The organism is Caballeronia sp. SL2Y3 (assembly GCF_022879575.1).
Classification (GTDB): Bacteria; Pseudomonadota; Gammaproteobacteria; order Burkholderiales; family Burkholderiaceae; genus Caballeronia.
Genome location: NZ_CP084260.1, coordinates 2,651,384 through 2,671,392, shown reverse-complemented (window position 1 = coordinate 2,671,392; position 20,009 = coordinate 2,651,384). Strand labels below are relative to the sequence as shown.

General features: G+C 63.8%; 19 protein-coding genes and 1 pseudogene. 13 read left to right on the top strand and 7 right to left on the bottom strand.

Going from position 1 to position 20,009, the window contains the following annotated elements; all coding sequences use genetic code 11:
• Positions 1-167: 167 nt before the first annotated feature.
• The 3 genes from LDZ26_RS12680 to flgA form a co-directional block, all read right to left on the bottom strand.
• A complete protein-coding gene (locus LDZ26_RS12680) occupies positions 168-602 on the bottom strand; it encodes a flagella synthesis protein FlgN (RefSeq protein WP_244847495.1) in 435 nt (144 codons plus the stop codon).
• A gap of 83 nt (positions 603-685) precedes the next feature.
• Positions 686-1,009: a flagellar biosynthesis anti-sigma factor FlgM gene (gene flgM / locus LDZ26_RS12675; protein WP_244849171.1), complete on the bottom strand. Its 324-nt coding sequence runs from the start codon at positions 1,007-1,009 to the stop codon at positions 686-688.
• A 180-nt stretch (positions 1,010-1,189) separates the two neighbouring features.
• Positions 1,190-2,530, bottom strand: a complete 1,341-nt coding sequence (gene flgA, locus LDZ26_RS12670) for a flagellar basal body P-ring formation chaperone FlgA (RefSeq protein ID WP_244847494.1) — start codon at positions 2,528-2,530, stop codon at positions 1,190-1,192.
• 290 nt (positions 2,531-2,820) lie between these two features.
• On the opposite strand from flgA, the gene flgB reads away from it, so the two are divergent.
• The 11 genes and pseudogenes from flgB to LDZ26_RS12615 all read left to right on the top strand — a co-directional run.
• Positions 2,821-3,309, top strand: coding sequence for a flagellar basal body rod protein FlgB (flgB, locus tag LDZ26_RS12665; RefSeq protein ID WP_244847493.1), 489 nt, complete (start codon positions 2,821-2,823; stop codon positions 3,307-3,309).
• A gap of 7 nt (positions 3,310-3,316) precedes the next feature.
• The gene (flgC, locus tag LDZ26_RS12660) at positions 3,317-3,742 is read left to right on the top strand and encodes a flagellar basal body rod protein FlgC (protein ID WP_035962196.1); all 426 of its coding nucleotides are present in this window, start codon (positions 3,317-3,319) and stop codon (positions 3,740-3,742) included.
• An 11-nt stretch (positions 3,743-3,753) separates the two neighbouring features.
• Positions 3,754-4,488: a flagellar hook assembly protein FlgD gene (locus LDZ26_RS12655; protein WP_244847492.1), complete on the top strand. Its 735-nt coding sequence runs from the start codon at positions 3,754-3,756 to the stop codon at positions 4,486-4,488.
• Between the two features lie 47 nt (positions 4,489-4,535).
• On the top strand, positions 4,536-5,753 hold the full coding sequence (gene flgE / locus LDZ26_RS12650; RefSeq protein WP_244847491.1) for a flagellar hook protein FlgE: 1,218 nt from the start codon (positions 4,536-4,538) through the stop codon (positions 5,751-5,753).
• 47 nt (positions 5,754-5,800) lie between these two features.
• Positions 5,801-6,553, top strand: a complete 753-nt coding sequence (gene flgF / locus LDZ26_RS12645) for a flagellar basal-body rod protein FlgF (RefSeq protein WP_244847490.1) — start codon at positions 5,801-5,803, stop codon at positions 6,551-6,553.
• 32 nt (positions 6,554-6,585) lie between these two features.
• Complete coding sequence (gene flgG / locus LDZ26_RS12640) at positions 6,586-7,374, top strand: flagellar basal-body rod protein FlgG (RefSeq protein ID WP_244847489.1); 789 nt, start codon at positions 6,586-6,588, stop codon at positions 7,372-7,374.
• A 76-nt stretch (positions 7,375-7,450) separates the two neighbouring features.
• Positions 7,451-8,134 (top strand): flagellar basal body L-ring protein FlgH, encoded by a 684-nt coding sequence (locus tag LDZ26_RS12635; RefSeq protein ID WP_244847488.1) that lies wholly within the window; start codon positions 7,451-7,453, stop codon positions 8,132-8,134.
• Positions 8,135-8,136: 2 nt separating this feature from the next.
• A complete protein-coding gene (locus tag LDZ26_RS12630; protein ID WP_244847487.1) occupies positions 8,137-9,264 on the top strand; it encodes a flagellar basal body P-ring protein FlgI in 1,128 nt (375 codons plus the stop codon).
• Positions 9,265-9,276: 12 nt separating this feature from the next.
• Entirely contained in the window at positions 9,277-10,335 is a 1,059-nt protein-coding gene (gene flgJ / locus LDZ26_RS12625) for a flagellar assembly peptidoglycan hydrolase FlgJ (protein WP_244847486.1), read from the top strand.
• Positions 10,336-10,564: 229 nt separating this feature from the next.
• The gene (locus tag LDZ26_RS12620) at positions 10,565-11,317 is read left to right on the top strand and encodes a flagellar brake protein (RefSeq protein ID WP_244847485.1); all 753 of its coding nucleotides are present in this window, start codon (positions 10,565-10,567) and stop codon (positions 11,315-11,317) included.
• A gap of 795 nt (positions 11,318-12,112) precedes the next feature.
• Positions 12,113-12,454, top strand: a pseudogene (locus LDZ26_RS12615) (IS481 family transposase); the annotation flags it as partial.
• Positions 12,455-12,468: 14 nt separating this feature from the next.
• Here the strand turns inward: LDZ26_RS12615 and LDZ26_RS12610 are convergent.
• On the bottom strand, positions 12,469-13,719 hold the full coding sequence (locus LDZ26_RS12610; RefSeq protein ID WP_244847445.1) for an IS256 family transposase: 1,251 nt from the start codon (positions 13,717-13,719) through the stop codon (positions 12,469-12,471).
• A 445-nt stretch (positions 13,720-14,164) separates the two neighbouring features.
• Here LDZ26_RS12610 and flgK point away from each other — a divergent pair, with 445 nt between their 5' ends.
• Both flgK and flgL read left to right on the top strand, forming a co-directional pair.
• A complete protein-coding gene (gene flgK, locus LDZ26_RS12605; protein WP_244847484.1) occupies positions 14,165-16,102 on the top strand; it encodes a flagellar hook-associated protein FlgK in 1,938 nt (645 codons plus the stop codon).
• 11 nt (positions 16,103-16,113) lie between these two features.
• The gene (gene flgL / locus LDZ26_RS12600) at positions 16,114-17,352 is read left to right on the top strand and encodes a flagellar hook-associated protein FlgL (protein WP_244847483.1); all 1,239 of its coding nucleotides are present in this window, start codon (positions 16,114-16,116) and stop codon (positions 17,350-17,352) included.
• Positions 17,353-17,903: 551 nt separating this feature from the next.
• On the opposite strand, the gene fliR is transcribed toward flgL, so the two are convergent.
• Genes fliR through fliP form a run of 3 tightly spaced genes read right to left on the bottom strand, consistent with a single transcriptional unit; the run spans position 17,904 to position 19,757 of the window.
• The gene (gene fliR, locus LDZ26_RS12595; RefSeq protein WP_244847482.1) at positions 17,904-18,698 is read right to left on the bottom strand and encodes a flagellar biosynthetic protein FliR; all 795 of its coding nucleotides are present in this window, start codon (positions 18,696-18,698) and stop codon (positions 17,904-17,906) included.
• 8 nt (positions 18,699-18,706) lie between these two features.
• On the bottom strand, positions 18,707-18,976 hold the full coding sequence (gene fliQ / locus LDZ26_RS12590; RefSeq protein WP_175938546.1) for a flagellar biosynthesis protein FliQ: 270 nt from the start codon (positions 18,974-18,976) through the stop codon (positions 18,707-18,709).
• Between the two features lie 10 nt (positions 18,977-18,986).
• Complete coding sequence (gene fliP / locus LDZ26_RS12585) at positions 18,987-19,757, bottom strand: flagellar type III secretion system pore protein FliP (protein WP_244847481.1); 771 nt, start codon at positions 19,755-19,757, stop codon at positions 18,987-18,989.
• Positions 19,758-20,009 lie beyond the last annotated feature (252 nt).

The following is a 20,009-nucleotide window of genomic DNA, read 5'->3' as shown; positions in this document are numbered from 1 at the left end:
TGCCAACGGCGTGAAGCCGCTTTCTGATGCAAACGATTATTGCGGAAGGCGTCGAGTGGCTATCGGGGGATTAAGTCGGGGAAAGGGGGGTTAATCGACGGATAAACAAAACGGCGCACGACCTCGTGCAAGGTCGCGCGCCGCAGTGAGACGATTCCGGGAGACGATCAAACGCCCGGCACGCGCCCGTCCGGGCCGTAGAACCCGGCCTTCGACGGCGCGACCTGCAAGGCGGCGAGCGCCTTGCGGTTGTATTCCATGCGCGTGCGGATCAGCACGCCGTTGTTGTTGTTGCCCTGTTTCGCGCGCCGGGCGGCGGCGCAGAGCAGCTTCCATTGCTCGGCGATGCGCACATTGCCTTGGGCGGCGGCTTCCATGCCGGCGAATCCGCCCGGAAAACCGAGCGCGTTCAAATGCGCGTCGCGCTCTTTTTCGAGCCCGCTGATGCGCTCGGTCAGCGCCGTCTTCTGGCCGATGATTTCCGGCAGCGCGGCCAGCGGCTGCGCGGCGATCAGGGCTTTTTCCTCGTGCGCGAGGAGGGCTTCGAAGGCCTGAACGGCGGCGACTTCTTCGGTGACAGTGGCAAGCAGGGCGTCTCTCATTGCAGCTCGCTAAAAACGCGGTTCATAAAGGCCGCCCGGCTCGTGTCCACTTCGCGCGCCGGGACGTGCCCGGGCCGTTGCGTTCAGCCGCCGGTCGGCGGGGTTCTCGTTTGCAGCAGGTCGCGCGCGGTGCTCAGAATGCCGTCGGCGATCTTGCTGGTGTCCATCTTCAGCCTGCCGTCGCGAATCGCGGCCTTGATCGATTCGACTTTCGCCGTATCGATGTCCGAGCCGTTCGACGCGCGCAGGTCCGACGACAAGCTCGACAGGCTGACCGTCGACTGGCCGGCGCTGGCGCCGTTCGCTTGCGCGGTCGGCGCGGCAGTCTTCGCATCGCCTTGCGATGCACGTTGCAGCCCGTCTTGCAGGCCGCTCAAAGAGGTGTTGCTATTCGATTCGATTTTCACGATGTCCATTCCCGAACGTGTTGAGTCCTTTATCGGCGGTGGCTTTGAAAAACTTTACCCTGCCGGAGGAAGCGCAACCTGATCGGTGCCTGGTCATCTGCCGCTCTGCCTTGTCCCACAAGGCTTCGGCGGGTTTGCAACAAATTGCAACAGAACGTCTGCTGCCGCACACAAGCCCGCTTACATGCGGACTTCCACCGTCTGACTATCCTTCACGATGCCGGTAATGATCTGTCCGCCGGCCGTCTTCACGCGGACTTGCTGGCCGGGCGCGGCGTTGTTCATCGCGCTGCCATCGGCGGAAATCGAGAAGCCGCTGCCGTCGGCGACCACGTGCACCGTCTGGCCGATCGCCACCGAACTCGCGGCGCGCAGCATGTCGGTGCGCAGCGGCAAGCCAGCCGGCACGCGCGACAACGCCACCGCGCCGACGGCCTGCGACGGATCGGTGACGACGGCTTGCGGCATCGCCGTGAGATCGCCGTCGCGGGCGACGAGATCGGCGCTTGCGAGCACTTCGCCCGGCGCAATGGCACGCGCGGCGGTGTAGTACGTCGCGTTGATGGAGACGCGCGCCTGCACGTACAGCGTCCACGGCCGCTCGCCGACGCAGCGCACGCCCACGGTCACGCGGCCCCAGAGACGCGCGCCGGTCGGCATGAACGGATCGAGCGCGGAGCAGGGCGCGAGGCCGCGCGGGAAGACCGGCGTCACGGTGATATCCACCTTGCCGGGCAAGCCCGCCGCCTGCTGCTGAAGGAACGTGAGCGCGGCGACGCGGATGGATTCGCCGTCCTGCGCCGTGGCGGCGGCTGACGGCGTTTGCGCGGCTGCCGTGGCCGGCGAGAAACTCACGCGTTTCATCGGCGAGGCGGCGGCAGCGGCGGCTGAATAATTGGCGGAGCGAACCGGCGATGCAGCGGCGGCCGCGATCGGGCGCGCGCCAGCCGCGCCGGGCGTCGCGTCGTCGCGCATGACGACGACCGGCATCACGTCGCGCGATGCGATCTGACGCACGCCGGCCGCGCTGGTCGCGCTGGCATCGCCGCGCGAGACGGCGACGGGCGCTTTCGCCGGCGTGGCCGCAGTGGGCTTCGCTTCGCCCGGCCCCGGAACGACGATCATGCCGCCTGCGTCGTCCATGGCGTCGTCGGCGGCTTCCGCGCGCGCTTCCAGCGCGAGCGCGGCGTGGCGCATGGCGGCGTCGGCGGCACTTGTCGCGGTGCGATAGCCCGATGCCCGCGCCATGTCGGCCACAGGAGCGGGCGTCGGCGCGGGCGCGGCTGCGGCCACCGATTTCGACGAACCCAGACTCTTCGCCATCTCCGCGACGGCGGCGGGATTCGTCTCCGCGTTGCCCGGAATCGCGATCATGCCGTCGCTTTGCTGCGCGAGCGCGCTCGCCGCGAAGCCGAGCATCAGCGACGCGCCCGCCACGCCGCGCGCCGCTGCACGCGCGCCGCGCTTCATGGCGCTCGCACGCATCGCAACGTTCGACGACTGTCTGACGGACCTGCTCATCACTGCTCTCCTCGCCGCCGCGTAGCTAGCGACTGCGTATCTGAATGGATCGGGCCGCGCGCTGCGGCCACTTCTTGCGGTCGCGGCCATGAAAACGCCGCTTCCCACTCTCGACGCAGATTCTAGATACGCCGGGCCGCGCTCAAGCCTCGAATAGAGGCCGCGTTTCCCGGTTATTCATCGGATTAGTTATTGCGCGCGGCTCCTAAGATGCGTGTCATGCAAAAACCCCTCAGCGATTGGGCGGGGACAGGCGACAACCATCCCGGATGGGACCGGAGAAGAAACGAATGCTAGACAGACTCGACAAGGAACTCGCGTTCGGCCGCGAGGCGCTCGATGTGCGCGCTTACCGGCAGGAACTGCTGTCGTCGAACATCGCGAACGCCGACACCCCCGGCTACAAGGCGCGCGATGTCGATTTCTCGACCGCGCTCGCCGGGGCGCTGAAGAAGGACGGCGCGTCCGCCACGGCCTCGAACACGGCGACGCTCAGGATGGCGCAGCCGGTTTCGGTGAGCGCGAGCGGGTCGCTCGCCGTGACCGCGAAGGGCCACATGTCCGGCGCCTCGACGCTTACCGCGTCCGGCGGCTCGACCGACGACTACGGCCGCCTCGCGTATCGCGTGCCGAGCCAGCCTTCGCTCGACGGCAACACCGTCGATCTCGACGCCGAACGCGTGCAGTTTGCGGACAACGCGCTGCACTTCGAAGCCGGAATGACCGTGATGACTTCGCAGATCAAGTCGATGTTGTCCGCCATCACGTCCAACAGTTAAGAAAGCCATGCCTTCATTGATGAACATTTTCAGCGTCGCCGGTTCGGCGATGTCTGCTCAGGCGCAGCGCCTGAACGTGACCGCGTCGAATCTCGCGAACGCGGACAGCACGACCGGTCCCGACGGCCAGCCGTACAAGGCGAAGCAGGTCGTCTTCGCGGTCGATCCGCTCGGCGGCGCGAAAAGCGGCTCCGGCCAGCAAGTCGGCGGCGTGCAGGTGACGGGCGTGATCGACGATCCGAGCCCGATGAAAACGAGCTACGACCCGAGCAACCCGGCGGCCAACGCGGACGGCTATGTGACGCTGCCGAACGTCGATCCGGTGCAGGAAATGGTCAACATGATTTCCGCGTCGCGTTCCTACCAGGCGAACGTCGAGACGCTCAATACCGCCAAGCAATTGATGCTCAAGACTCTGACCATCGGAACCTGAGGAATCCAACCGTGACGACGAACACCACCATCGGCAGCAACGGCACCACGGTGTCGCAGACGCTGCTGGACACCATGAACGGCGCGAAGAGCGCGTCCAGCTCCTCCAGCAGCACCGGCAGCACCAGCAGCACGGGCGGCACGTCCGCTTCGGATCTGCAGAACACGTTCCTCACGCTGCTCGTGACGCAGTTGAAGAATCAGGACCCGACGAATCCCGCCGACAGCTCGCAGATGACCTCGCAGCTCGCGCAGATCAACACGGTGACGGGCATCGGTCAGCTGAACACGTCGCTCAGCTCCCTCGCGACGCAGCTTTCCGCGGGCCAGTCCACGCAGGCCGCCATGCTGATCGGCTCGAACGTGCTCGCGCCGGGAAGCAGCATGACGGTGTCGAGCGGCGCGTCGTCGACGTTCGGCGTGCAGCTCGCCAACGACGTGAGCGACCTGCAGATCGTCGTGAAGGACAAGTCCGGCAACATCGTCAACACGCTGGACCTCGGCGCGCAAGGCTCGGGCGTCGTGCCGGTATCGGGCTGGAAGCCGGTCGACTCGAAGGGCGCCACGCTCGCCGACGGCACCTACACGATCACCGCGCAAGGCACGATCAACGGCCAGCAGGCGACCGCGACGACGCTGTCGGCCTCGCAGGTGCAGAGCGTCGTGCAAATGACGGGCGGCACGCCGGGCCTGAAGCTGTCCAACGGTTCGACGGTCGGGCTGTCGAGCGTCGCTTCGATTCTTTGATTCCACTTTCCTTTGACGCCGGGATGCGCCCGGCGAAGAGATAAACCATGAGCTACCAACAAGCACTGAGCGGCCTCGGCGCCGCGTCGAGCGACCTCGACGTCATCGGCAACAACATCGCGAACTCGAACACCGTCGGCTTCAAGCAGGGCGCCGCGCAATTCGCGGACATGTACGCCAGTTCCATGGCGACCGCCGTGTCGAACCAGATCGGCATCGGCACGCGCCTCGCGGAAGTCCAGCAGCAGTTCTCGCAAGGCACGATCACGACGACCAACCAGGCGCTCGACGTCGCGATCAACGGCAACGGCTTCTATCAGCTGTCGAACAACGGCGCGACCGTGTATTCGCGCAACGGCGTCTTCCATCTGGACGACAGCGGCAAGATCGTCAACTCGGCGGGCCTGCAACTGATGGGCTACGCGGCCGATTCGGGCGGCGTCGTCAGCAGCGCGAGCACGGTGCCGCTCACCGTGCCGACCGCGAACATCGCGCCGACGGCGACCAAGACGATCACCGCTGCGTTCAACCTGAACTCGCAGGACACGAACCACGCGGCGGGCAGCTTCGATCCGACCAACGGCAACACGTACAACGCGTCGACTTCGGTGGACGTGTACGACACGCTCGGCGGCACGCAGAAGGTGTCCGTGTACTTCACGAAGACCGGCACCGGCTCGTGGGAAGCGTTCGCGGGCTACGGCGATCCGGTCTCGCAGAAGACCGACCTCGGCGCGGTGACGTTCGATTCGTCGGGCAACCTGACGAGCGGCTCGAAGTTCACGTTCACCATTCCGAACGGCGCGGACCCCTCCGGCGCGACGACGCAATCGTTGACGCTCGATCTCTCCGGCACCACGCAGTACGGCGCGAAGAGCGGCCTCACGAACCTGCATCAGGACGGCAACAGCACGGGCGAACTGACGGGCTTCACCGTCGGCACCGACGGCATGCTGACCGGCAATTACTCGAACGGCGAAACGAAGGCGCTCGGGCAGATCGCGGTCGCCAACTTCAACAACCAGAACGGCCTGCAGAACCTCGGCGGCAACGTGTACGCGCAGACGGCCGCTTCGGGCGCGCCGCAAGTGGGCGCGCCGGGCTCGACGAACCACGGCACGCTGCAAGGCGGCGCGGTGGAGAACTCCAACGTCGATCTGACGAGCGAGCTCGTGAATCTGATCACCGCGCAGCGCAACTATCAGGCGAACGCGCAGACGATCAAGACGCAGCAGACCGTCGACCAGACGCTGATCAATCTGTAATCACCGTCCGCAAGCACTAGACGCATCAGGAAAGAAGGAAGCGATTCATGGACCGTCTGATCTACACCGCGATGACCGGCGCAAGCCAGTCGCTGGAACAGCAAGCCGTCGTGGCGAACAACCTGGCGAACGCATCGACCACGGGTTTCAAGGCGCAACTCGCGGCGTTCCGTCAGGTGCCGATGTCGTTCGAGAACCAGTCCGCCGACGGCACGACGCGCACTTTCGTGCTCTCGTCGACGCCGACGGCGGATTACTCGGCCGGCCCGATCCAGCAGACCGGCAACCCGCTCGATGTCGCCGTGCAAGGGCCGGGCTGGCTCTCCGTGCAGACGGCGGACGGCGGCGAGGCATACACGCGCGCCGGCAATCTGCACGTGGACCAGAACGGTCAGCTCGTCACCGCGAACAACCTTCCGGTGCTCGGCAACGGCGGCCCGCTGTCGGTGCCGCCGGGCGCTGAAGTGACCATCGGCAAGGACGGCACGGTGTCCGCGCTGATTCCGGGCGATCCGCCGACCGCGATTGCGACGGTGGATCAGCTGAAGCTCGTCAATCCGGACCCGTCGACGCTCTCGCGCGGCGACGACGGTCTTTATCGCACCGCGTCGGGCGACCCCGCCGATGCGGACCCGAACGTGGTCGTGGCCGGCGGCGCGCTCGAAGGCAGCAACGTGAACCCGGTCTCCGCGATGGTCTCGATGATCACCAACGCGCGCCAGTTCCAGATGCAGACGAAGCTCATGGAATCGGCGGACCAGAACGAACAATCGGCCAACAAGCTGCTCAACTTCTCCTAAGCGGCCTGCAAGACACTCAGGACAACACAGACATGAATCGCTCTCTCTATATCGCCGCGACCGGCATGAATGCGCAGCAGGCGCAGATGGACGTTATCTCGAACAACCTCGCCAACGTGAGCACCAACGGCTTCAAGGGCTCGCGCGCAGTGTTCGAAGACCTGCTGTACCAGACGACGCGCCAGCCGGGCGCGAACTCGACGCAGCAAACCGAACTCGCATCGGGCGTGCAGCTCGGCACGGGCGTGCAGCAAGTCGCAACGGAACGCCTCTACACGCAGGGCAACCTGCAACAGACCGGCAACTCGAAGGACGTGGCCATCAACGGCCAGGGTTTCTTTCAGGTGACGATGCCCGACGGCACCACGGCGTACACGCGCGACGGCTCGTTCCAGACCAACGCGCAGGGCCAGCTCGTCACGTCGAGCGGCTATCAGCTGAACCCGGCCATCACCATTCCGAGCAACGCGACGTCGATCACCATCGGCTCGGACGGCACCGTGTCCATCACGCAGCCGAACTCGACGGCCGCGACGAACGTCGGCTCGGTTCAGCTCGCAACGTTCATCAACCCGGCCGGTCTCGAAGCGCGCGGCGAGAACCTGTTCTCCGAGACGGGCAGCTCCGGCGCGCCGAACGTGTCGCAGCCGGGCCTGAACGGCGCGGGCACGCTGCAACAGGGCTATGTGGAAGCGTCGAACGTGAACGTGGTGCAGGAACTGGTCAACATGATCCAGACGCAGCGCGCCTACGAAATCAACAGCAAGGCCGTGACCACGTCCGACCAGATGTTGCAAACGCTTTCTCAGATGCAGGTTTAACCCTCTTTTCAACGGATGAAAACGCAAGGGATGGCGTCACACTAACGCTTCATTCAGCTTCATACGAGTCACCAAGATGTCGCCCACTCAAATCTTCACGCGTGCAGCGGTTGCCGCACTCGTCGCCGCGCTCGGCGCATGCGGCCTCGTGCCGAAGGAGCCGATCGTCCAGCAGCCGATGACCGCGCGTCCGCCGCAGCCGCCCAGCGGCGGGCGCTCGCCCGGCGCGATCTACAACGCGGGCTACGCGGGCCGGCCGCTCTTCGAAGACCAGCGTCCGCGCAATGTCGGCGACATCCTGACCATCGTGATCTCGGAAAACGTGAACGCGACGAAGTCGTCGGCGGCGAACACGAATCGCGGCGGCACCGGCTCGTTCTCGGTGCCGACGACGCCCGGCATCTTCGGCGGGCTCTTCAACAACACGAACCTGTCCGCGAGCGGCGCGAACAAGTTCACGGCGGCGGGCGGCGCGAGCGCGGCGAACACGTTCAGCGGCACGCTCACCGTCACCGTCACCGAAGTGCTGCCCAACGGCAACCTGATGGTGAGCGGCGAAAAACAGATGCTCATCAACCAGGGCAACGAATTCGTGCGCTTCTCGGGCGTCGTCAATCCGACGACCATCTCGGGCAGCAACACCGTGTACTCCACGCAGATCGCCGACGCGAAGATCGAATATTCGGCGAAAGGCTATATCGACGAAGCGCAGAACATGGGCTGGCTGCAACGCTTCTTCCTCAACGTGGCGCCGTTCTGATCATGAATCCGCTTCTCCGTTTCGTTTCGTTCTCGCTCGCGGCCGCGCTCGTGGCCCTGACCTCCGCGCAGCACGCGCACGCCGAGCGCCTGAAAGACCTCGTCTCGTTCCAGGGCGTGCGCGACAACCCGCTGATCGGCTACGGCCTCGTCGTGGGTCTCGACGGCACGGGCGACCAGACCATGCAGACGCCGTTCACCACGCAGAGTTTGACGAACATGCTCGGCAACCTCGGCATCACGGTGAACCCGGCGACGACGCAGAACATGCAGCTGAAGAACGTCGCCGCAGTGATGGTCACCGCGACGCTGCCGCCTTTCGCGCGTCCCGGCGAAGCGATCGACGTCACGGTGTCGTCGCTCGGCAATGCGAAGAGCCTGCGCGGCGGCACGCTGCTCATGTCGCCGCTCAAGGGCGCGGACGGCCAGGTCTATGCGATGGCGCAGGGCAACCTCGTCGTCGGCGGCGCGGGCGCGAGCGCGAACGGCAGCAAGGTGCAGGTGAACCAGCTCGCGGTGGGCCGCATTTCCGCGGGCGCCATCGTCGAGCGCGCGGTGCCGGCAGCATTGCAGCAGCAAGGCGGCGTCATGCAGATGGAACTGCGCGAGATGGACTTCGACACGACGCAGCGCATCGTCGCGGCGGTGAACAACCAGTTCGGCATGGGCACCGCGCTCGCGCTGGACGGCCGGACCATTCAGCTGCGCGCGCCGCAAGACGCGAGCGAGCAGGTGCAGTTCATGGCGCAGTTGCAGAACATCGACGTGCGTCCGGCGCAGGCCGCCGCCAAGGTAATCCTGAACGCGCGCACCGGCTCCATCGTGATGAATCAGATGGTCACGCTGCAGAACTGCGCGGTCGCGCACGGCAATCTCTCGGTCGTCATCAATACGCAGACGGCGGTGAGCCAGCCGAACGCGCTCTCGAACGGCCAGACGGTGGCGGCAAAGCAGTCGCAGATTCAGCTCAAGCAGGACAGCGGCGCGCTCAAGATGCTTTCGGCCGGCGCGAATCTCGCCGATGTCGTGAAGGCGCTCAACGCGCTCGGCGCGACGCCCGCGGACCTGATCTCGATTCTCCAGTCGATGAAGGCGGCAGGCGCGCTGCGCGCCGACCTCGAAATCATCTAAGGAGCCCGGCACATGAACTCGAACCTGACGAGCGGCATCGCCAACTCCGCGCTGGCATCGACCGATGGAAGCGGTGGCCTCGCGAATCTCTCGAACCGCTTCGCGCTCGACACGCAGGGCTTCGACGCGCTGCGCGCCGAGGCGCAGGTCGATCCGCAGCAGGGCCTGAAGGCGGCCGCCAAGCAGTTCGACGCCGTCTTCACGCAGATGATGCTGAAGAGCATGCGCGACGCGACGCCGTCCGACAGCCCGTTCGACTCCAACGATTCGAAGTCCTTCACCGCGATGCTCGATCAGCAGTTGTCGCAGCAGATGTCCTCGAAGGGAATCGGCGTCGCGGACATGATGCTCAAGCAGCTGATGCGAAACGCAGGCGGCAAGACCGACGCGGGCGGCATGGGCGGCGGCGCCAACGCGATGAATGCGATGAATGCGATGAGCGGGGTCTCGGGCGGCGGTGGCGATATCGAATCGAACGCGGGCAACATCGCCGCGATGAATGCGATGGCGAAGGCCTACGCGGCCGCGCAGGCCAACAAGAACGGCGCGTCGCTTTCGGAAGGCAAGGGCTATACGGCGGCAAGCGCGCTCGAACCGCCGGCGCGCGGCGTGGGCTCCGACAAGGTGAATGCGTTCGTCGAGCGGCTGGCTGCGCCCGCGCAGGCGGCGAGCGCGGCGACGGGTATTCCGGCGCGCTTCATCATCGGCCAGGCGGCGCTGGAATCCGGCTGGGGCAAGCGCGAGATCAAGCACGCGAACGGCGCGACGAGCCACAACATCTTCGGCGTGAAGGCGACGCCCGGCTGGACCGGCAAGACGGTCGATTCCCTTACGACCGAGTACGTCAACGGCCAGCCGAAGAAGGTCGTCGAGCGTTTCCGCGCCTACGATTCGTACGAAGATGCGCTCAACGATTACGCGAAAGTCATCAAGAACAATCCGCGCTATGCGCCGGTGATCGAGGCATCGCGCGACGTGGCGGGCTTCGCGCACGGCATGCAGAAGGCGGGCTACGCGACCGATCCGCACTACGCGAAGAAGCTGATTTCGATCATGCGGCAGATCGCCTGACGACGCGCCGACGTGGTGCATCGCCGATGGCGAGCGGACCACACGTGTCCAGCAAACGTTTTACGTCGGATGGGACGGCGCACCACATAAGAAAGTCGCGAGCGCCCCTAAACTTTCGCACAGGCATGCCGCTAACCCGAAGACGACAGTGCCGGATCAATAGCGGTCCGGCGAGCCGCGTGGCGTGGGCTGCAGGCGATGCGCGGGCAAAATGGACACGGCTAGCACCATGAACAGTTATCAGAAGCAAGATATTGCCGAGGAAGACAGCGACCACAACGTGGATTTCGGACGCCGGAATCCGCTGGAAATCGGCGTGGCGCTGCGCAATCTCGCCAATCGCGGGGACTTCCTGACCGCACAGTACGGCGACGCGCAGATCGTCACACGACTCCTGGATGTCGATGTGACGTCGCACCGCTTCACCTTTGACTGGGGCGGCGTTGCGGAGCAGAACCGCGACGTGCTGCAAGCGCCGAAGCTGATCTTCCACGCGGCGCCGGAAGGCGTGCGCGTCGAGTTCACGACGGCCACGCCGCGCCAGACGACGTTCGACGGCCGTCCCGCTTTCGAGGCGGAGTTTCCGCCGGTGCTGTATTACATGCAGCGCCGCGAATATTTCCGCGTGGAAGCGCCGGTGCTCGATCCGTACATTTGCAGCGGCTCGCTGCCGGATGGCGAGCGATTCCGTTTCGAGGTACATGATTTGTCGCTGGGCGGCGTGGCGTTGCGCACGACCGACGAGCGCGTGGCCGACATGGAACTGGGCGTGGAAATTCAGGACGCCGAACTGCACTTTACCGCGACGGGCAAGGTGACGCTCGACATGAGGCTGGTGTCGCATCGCGAGTCGACTACGCTCAAGGGCGACCGGCGGTTTACGCTCGGCTTCAAGTTCACTTCGATGCCCGGGTCGGCGGAGAATACGCTGCAGCGGCTCATTACTCAGCTTGAGATGAAGCGGCGGGCTTTAGCACGGTAGGGGGTTGCGGTTTGCTTGGAACCGCACGGGCGCCGCTTGGTTTGCGGTCTTCTCTTCGTGGAACTTGTTTTCGCGTCGGTCTATTAGCGTTGCCCCTCCCCGGGGCGAGGCGCGCGCCAGTACCTCGTCGCTTGCTTCGTGAAACTTGTTTTCGTGTCGGTCTATTGGCGTTGCCCCTCCCCGGGGCGGGGGTCACTTTCTTTGCTGTCGACCAGAGTAGGCGCTTTAGCGCCGTACTCTGGTCCCATGCAAAGAAAGTAACCAAAGAAAGCAGCTTTTTCGCCCACGGTTTTGAATGAGGGTGCACTCCGCAAATAAGCATTGGCACTCAGCTTGAATCAACCCTGAATCACCTTCCGCGCCCGCTGAGCGCCACGTCCTCCGAGCCCCTTGGCTCGACAATACCAGTGGGGCACTTCGCACCACTGAACGACAAAATCAACTAAACGTGTCTTAGACGTGCCGGGCCGCCCTGGGCCCGGCACGCCGGCGCCCGACACGTGCCCGCGCGTCGGCGCTCATTGCGACTTCTCTACTCCAGTTGCGAGTCCATTGGCTTGGCTTGGCTTGGCTTGGCTTGGCTTGGCTTGGCTTGGCTTGGCTTGGCTTGGCTTGGCTTGGCACTAGATTATTTCTGCGTGGAGCCGTTGTGTCCTGTAGGTTTTATCGAGCCAAGGGGCTCGGAGGACGTAGTGCTCAGCGGGCGCGGAAGGTGATTCAGGGTTGCTTCAAGCTGAGGGCCAATGCTTTTCTGCGGAGTGGCCACTCGTATATGTGCATTGGGCGGTTCAGAAACGTCAGGTGTACAACCACGAGCGGCCGCATCAGGCGCTGGACATGGCCACACCGATTTCGCGCTGTCGACCGAGCCCGCGAGCGTATCCGGAGCGCATGCCGCCGATCGAATACGGGGACGCAGACGCGGTGGTTCGGGTCGGGCTCAACGGCGAGGTGCGCTTCAAGTCGCAACGCTTCAAAGTCTCGAGCGCGCTGGCGAACCTGCCGATCGCGCTGCGGGCGTGTCCGGAAACCGACGGCTGTTATGACGTGTACTTCCTTCATCATCGAATCGATACCGTCAACTTGAAAGAGCGCAGCAGAAGCAGTAGTGGGGGTGTCAGGATTTCCGTGTTCTAAGGCAGGTTGAGTAATTACACGGAGGGCCGAACGAATCGATCTGCGTAAAGGATAGCGAACTGGTTCATGGCCGTCTTCCAGTCATGCGCGGCACTTCCCCAATTCGCGGTGATGTTGCGCAAGGCCAGCCAGATGAGTTTGGTGGCGGCCTCGTCGCTCGGGAAGTGACCACGGGTCTTGATGATCTTGCGCAACTGCGAGTTGATATTTTCAATCGCGTTCGTCGTGTAGATGATCTTGCGCACACCCGGCGGAAACGCAAAGAACGGGATTACGCGATCCCAGGCGTTGCGCCACGCGCTGCTGACGGTCGGGAATTTCTGGCCCCACGGCCCATCAGCAAACGCATCGAGTTCGGCCTGGGCCGCTTCCGCGCTGGGCGCGGCATAGATCGGTTTGATCGCGGCAGCCAACCCTCGGCGGTCTTTCCAACTGGCGTAATCGAGGCTGTTGCGGATCAGATGGACGATACAGGTTTGCAGTGTGGTGGCCGGAAACACCGCCGCCAATGCTTCGGGCATGCCCTTCAGACCGTCGGTGACGGCGATCAGGATGTCGTGAACACCGCGCGTCTTCAGATCGTTGAATACCTTCATCCAGAATTTGGCCCCCTCGGTATTCTCGATCCACAGGCCCAGGATCTCGCGCGTGCCGTCGGGCAGCACGCCCAGCGCCAGGTACACCGCCTTGTTGCGCACGACGGCGTCTTCGCGAATCTTGACCCGCAGTGCGTCGAAAAACACGACCGGATACATCGGCTCGAGCGGCCGGGCCTGCCATGCGGTTACTTCGGCCATGACTTCGTCGGTGACCGAGCTGATGAAGTCGGGCGAGACATCGGTGCCGTACTGTTCCAGCAGGAAGCCCTGGATCTCACGTACGGTCATGCCTCGGGCATACATGGCGACGATCTTGTCGTCGAAGCCCGTGAAGCGCCGTTCGTGCTTGGGAATCAGGATCGGTTCGAAGCTGCCGTCGCGGTCACGCGGCACCTCGATGCGGATCGGACCGTCTTCGGTCAGAACCGTCTTGGCCCCTTTGCCGTTGCGCTGATTCGTGGCGTTGACCGGCTTGGCAGCACCGGGAGGGTAGCCGAGATGATGGTTCATCTCGCCGCCCAGCGCCCGTTCGATCAGCGCCTTCTTGAGCGCCAGCGTCGCGGCATTGATGGCTTCAGCCGTCATCGGACCGTTGCCGAACTGCTCAAGCAGTTCGGCCGGAATCGCCGGCAGAGCCGCCGGCTGGGCTTTCGGTTTGCGAGGCATAAACTCTCCTTGGGAGCATGTTATGCCTTAAACACAAAATTCCTGACAGGCCCGAAGCAGTTGAATGTGTTACCTATGTCCTGACACACCTGTTACCCATGTCTCCGGTCTATACACAGCAGCAAAGAAAGTGACCCCCGCCCCGGGGAGGGGCAACGCTAATAGACCGACGCGAATACAAGTTTCACGAACGAAAGAACGGAACAAAGAAACCGCCGCAGCAGCAGCAAAAAAGAACCCGCAAGACCAAACCCGCGAATTAGCCCAAGAACGCCCCGTACATCGCCGCATACCACCCGCGAACATAGAAGCAAAATGCAAGAACCCAAACAACGCCCGCCGCAGGCGACCCTCCAAAAGCGTCAGAAAGGAAACCATTAAATTTCCCCGGCGAACAGCCGATATAACGTGCAATCAAGCGGCAGCGCCAGAAAAGGATTCGTGCATGTCCAACAACATCATCAACATCGGCTTGTCGGGCCTGAATGCGGCCCAGTGGGGCCTCACGACGACCGGCCAGAACATCAGCAACGCCGCCACGCCCGGCTATACGCTGGAGAAGGTCGCGTATCAGGAAGCGTCCGGTCAAAGCACCGGCTCGGGCTATCTCGGCAATGGCGTGCAGACGGTCACCGTCACGCGACAGTACAGCCAGTACCTGACGACGCAAGTCAACAACACGCAGTCGGCGAGCAGCGCGGCGAACACCTATTACACGATGCTCTCGCAGCTCAACAACCTCGTCGGCGATCCGACGTCGGGCATCGCTGCGGGCATCAGCAACTATTTCTCCGGCTTGCAGTCGGTGGCGAACTCGCCGAGCAGCACCGCCTCGCGTCAGTCGCTCGTCAGCAGCGCGCAAACGCTCGCCGACCAGATGACCTCCGCCGGCGAGCAATACGACCAGCTTCGCCAGAGCGTCAACACGCAGCTGTCGAGCGCCGTCTCGTCGATCAACAACTACGCGCAGCAAATCGCCGATCTCAACAAGCAGATCAACGGCGCGAGCGCCTCGGGCCAGCAGCCCAACCAGTTGCTCGATCAACGCGACCAGGCCGTGGCGAACCTCAGTTCCATGATCGGCGTGCAAGTCGTGCAGCAGGACGGTAACTTCAACGTGTTCATCGGCAACCGGCAGCCGCTCGTCGTCGGCAATACGCAGTACGGGTTGCAGACCGTGACGTCGCCCTCCGATCCGAGCGAGCTCACCGTCGCGTTCAAGCGGACCGACGGCACGCCGCAAACCGCCGCGAACACGCAGTACATCGACAATTCCGCGTTGACGGGCGGCGTCGTAGGCGGCCTGATCGACTTCCGCACCCAGACGCTCGATCCCGCGCAGGCGCAACTCGGCGCCATCGCGACGAGCTTCGCCTCGCAACTGAATGGCCAGAACGCGCTCGGCCTCGACCTCAGCGGCAAGGCAGGCGGCGCGCTCTTTTCGACCGGCACGCCCAACGTATATTCCGACGCGCGCAACAAGGGTAGCGGCAGCGTGGCGGTCTCGTTCGCCGACGCGTCGCAGCCTTCCACGGGCGACTACACCCTGACGTACAACGGTACGGACTACGAAGTGACGGACCCGGCGTCGGGCAAATCGCTAGGCAGCATTACGCCGCCCGCCAACAGCGGCACGTTCGACGGCCTCAACATTACCGTGTCCGGCTCGATGCAGAAGGGCGACTCCTTCAGCATTCAGCCCACGCGCGGCGCGCTGGACAACTTCGCGCTGACGACGAAAAGCCCCACCGCGATCGCGGCGGCATCGCCGGCGGTGAGCTCGGCATCGACTTCGAATACGGGCACCGGCTCCATCACGTCGGCGACGGTGGCGGCGGGCTACAGCATGCCGTCGAACATCTCGCTGACGTACGACAAGGCCGCAGGCGGCTTCACGTCGAACGTGGATGTCACCGTGAACGGCACCGCGTACACCGCGAACTCGACGATTCCGTACGATGCCTCGAAGGGACTCACGATCACGTCCAACGGCGTGAGCGCGACATTGAGCGGCGCCCCCGCCGACAAGGACGTGTTCAACATCGCCGCGAACAAGGGCGGCACGAGCGACGGCAGCAACGCGCTCGCGATGGCGAACCTCGTCTCCGCGAAGTCGCTCAACGGCGGCACCGATACGCTCACCGGTTCGTACGCGAGCTACGTGAACGACATCGGCAACCAGGCCAATCAGCTCAAGGCGACTAGTTCGTCGCAGACCGCGCTGCTCAATCAGGCGACAGCGGCACAGCAGTCCGTGCAAGGCGTGAACCTGAACGAGGAAGCGGCCAACCTAATCCAGTATCAGCAGCTCTATCAGGCGAACAGCAAGGTGATTCAAACCGCGTCGTCGCTGTTCCAGACGCTGCTCGGCATCTTCAACTGAGGCAACTCGCGATGCGTATTTCCAGTTCCCAGTACTTCAATCTGAACGTCGCTTCCATGAGCGACCAGCAGAGCACGCTGGCGTCCATGTATCAGCAGATCTCGTCGGGCAAGCGCATCATGACCGCGTCCGACGACCCGCTCGGCGCGGCGCAGGCCGTGCAGCTCACGATGCAGGGCAACGCGCTCACGCAATACGGCACGAATCAGACGAAGGCGCTCTCCTCGCTGCAACAGGAAGACTCCACGCTGAGCGACGTGAGCGACGTGATGCAAAGCATCAAGACGAAGCTCGTGCAGGCCGGCGACGGCTCGCTGACGGACGCAAACCGCGCGGCCATCGCCAATGCGATTCAGGGCTATCGCGATCAGCTGATGAACATCGCGAACACCACGGACAGCGACGGCAATTACATCTTCTCGGGCCTCAAGGGCGGCACGCAGCCGTACACGAACAACCCGTCGGGAGTCGGTGCGACGTATTCGGGCGATGCCGGCCAGCGCACGGTGCAGATCAGCGCGGGACGGTCGATTGCGGTGGGCGATCCAGGCGAGTCGATTTTCGGCAGCGTATCGCCGACGGAAAGCGCGCCTGTTTCGAGCGCGGCTGCGACGAACAAGGGCACGGGTACGATCAGCGGCGTGAGCGTCTCCGACCCGAGCAATCCGAATAACGGCAGTACCTACACGATCCAGTTCGCCGTCGATGCCACCGCGGGCACGACGAGCTACACGGTCACGGCGGTGCCGGCGGATTCATCGTTGCCGACGACGCCGACCGCGTACACGGGCAGCGCGGACATCACGATCGGCGGCCAGAAGGTGTCCGTTGCCGGCGCGCCCGGCAATGGCGACAGCTTCACGGTGCAGCCCGCGACCGCTGGCAACAACGACATCTTCGCGACGCTCGACAACCTCGTGAGCGCGCTGAAGCAGCCGACCGGATCGGACAGCGCGCACGCCGCGCTGACCAATGCGCTGACGACCGCGGGCACGAAGATCACCAACACGTTCAACAACGTGCTGGCGGCGCAGACTGTGGTGGGCGGACGCGAGCAGCAGATTCAATCGACGCAGACGGCGATGCAGACGACGCAGACCCAGAACGCATCGGATCTGGCGAACCTGACGCAGATCGACTTGGTTTCGTCGATCAGCTCGTATGAGTTGACGCAGAACTCGCTTCAGGCGGCGCAGATGGCGTTCACGCAGATTCAGAAGATGTCGTTGTTCGATTATCTGGGCGGGTAAGCACCGCGGTATCGCGCAAAGCGGTAGTGGTTTGCGGGGCATTGCTCGGGAGAGCAGTGCCCCGTTGTCGTTTATGGCATCGCATGACGGTGATGGCGTAGCTTCGTTGCTGACGATCGGTATGCCGTCTGGAACGCCGCGAGTGAATAGGCGTGTCGAACGATGGATGGCGTTGGAGGGAAGTGGCAGACGTTGAACCGGACGGATCAGCGCGGGTTTTGTGCGGGGCATCGCCCGGGAGAGCGGTGACCTTTTGTCGTCTCCGGCATCGCACGACGACGATGGCTCAACTTCTTGCTGACGATCGGTATGCCGTGTCACCGCCGCGAGTAGATATGCGTGTCTAACGATCGATGACGTGATAAGCGCGCGGTTTGTGCGGGGCATCGCCCGGCAGAGCGGTCTCCGTCATCGCACGACGACGATGGCTCAACTTCATCGCTGACAGTCGGTCCGCCGCAATCGAATACGCGTGTCGAACAACCGATGATGTGGCAGGGAAGTGGGAGAAACCGAATGCCGAGGCGGCAACCCGCCGCCGACGGCAAACCTCAATAAAGCGCCCCAGCCACTCGCCCCACTTGCGCGATACCGGCATCGAAGATGCGCAAGAAGAACGGCATCAGGTTAGGCAACATGAGCTGCAAGAGCAGCAAGCCGACCAGCATCGTGACCGGAAACCCAACCTGAAAAATCCCGATCTGCGGCGCGGCGCGGTTCAAGATGCCCAGCGCCAGGTTCGAGATGAGCAGCGCCGCCACGATAGGCAGCGAAAGCAGCAACCCCGTGCCGAAAATGCTGGTCCCATAGCCGACGAGCACGCGCCAGCCCTGCGCATGCGATGCCGCCGCCACCACGTTCGCCTCGATCGGCACGTTCTGGAACGTCGTCACGAGCGCGCTGATCAATTGCAGATGGCCGTCGAAGACGAGAAACGCGAGCATCGCAAGCGTGTTCAGATAGCGCGAGATGACCACCGCATTGCCGCCCTCGCGCGGATCGTAAAGCATGGCGAAGCCGAGGCCCATTTGCTGGCCGATGAACTCGCCCGCGGCATCGACGGCGGCGAATGCGATCTGCATCGTCATGCCGATGGCCGCGCCGATCAGAAACTGATTGACGATGATCCAGATGCCGGCCGCCGAAAACACCGTCGTTTGCGGCATCGCGGGCAAAGTCGGCGCGACGATCAGCGTGATGAACGCGCCGAGCGCAATCTTCACGCGCACCGGTATGGCCATGTGGCTCAGCACCGGCGCGGTGGCGAGGAGCGCGAGAATGCGCACGAACGGCCACAGAAACGCGGTGAGCCAGCCGTTCAGTTGCGCGTAGGTGACGGAGAACATCGAACGCTTTAGCCGGTGATCGCGGGCGTGATCGTGAATACGTGGCGCATGTAGTCGAGCAGCGTCGAGAGCATCCACGGACCGGCGATCACCAGCGTCACGGCGACCGCGATCAGCTTCGGAATGAACGAGAGCGTCGATTCGTTGATCTGCGTGGCCGCCTGAAAGAGGCTCACGACGAGACCCACGACGAGCGCGACCAGCAGCAACGGTGCGGCGAGCAACAGCGCGACGACCATCGCCTGATGCGCCATCGTCATGACGGATTCGGGTGTCATGCGCGTCTCCTTACGATACGAAACTTTGAGCCAGCGAGCCGATGAGCAACTGCCAGCCATCGACGAGCACGAACAGCATCAGCTTGAAAGGCAGCGCGATGGTCGTGGGCGACACCATCATCATGCCCATCGACATCAGCACGCTCGCCACCACCATGTCGATGATGAGAAACGGAATGAAGATCGTGAAGCCGATCTGAAAACCGGTCTTCAGCTCGCTCGTGATGAACGACGGCACGAGCAGCGAAAGCGGCACGTCTTCGGGGCCGTTCATCGGCGGGGCCTTCGAAATGCGGGCGAACAGCGCAAGGTCCGATTCGCGCGTCTGCTTCAGCATGAACTGCTTGAAGGGCGCGACGCCGCGCGTCATGGCCTGATCCATCGCGATCTGGCCTTCGGAGAAGGGCTTGTACGCGTCGTTGTAGGCGCGGTCGAGCACCGGCGACATCACGAAGAACGAAAGAAAGAGCGCGAGGCCGACGATCACCTGGTTCGGCGGTGTGTTAGACGTGCCGAGCGCCTGGCGCAACAGCGACAGCACGATGATGATGCGCGTGAAGCTCGTCATCATCAGGACCATCGCGGGCAGGAACGAGAGCATCGTCAGCAGCAGCATGGTCTGCACGCTGAGCGAATACGTCGTGCCGCCGTTGGGGCCGGGGCTCGTGTTGAACGCGGGCAAACCCGCCGTGCTTTGCGCGAGTGCCGCGAGCGGCGACAGCGCGATGACGACCGGAAGCGCGAGCTTCACGCCCCGGACAATGTGACGACCGACCTGCATTACTTGCTCCCGCCGACGAACTGCATGAGACGCTTGATTGCGTCGCCAAGCCGCTGACTCTGAAAAATGACGAATGTGATAGCCATGATGTCCTGCCTCTTTCGATAGCATGAATTGTTGACTATCCCGGCCGCAAACGATGGCGCGAACAGAAGGGCAATTCGGCGCTAACTCGTTCTATTGCGAAAGCGCGTCGCCCAAAGCAAATCGGGCGTGGCCCTTGCGGAGCACGCCCGATGAATCGGCTGAACG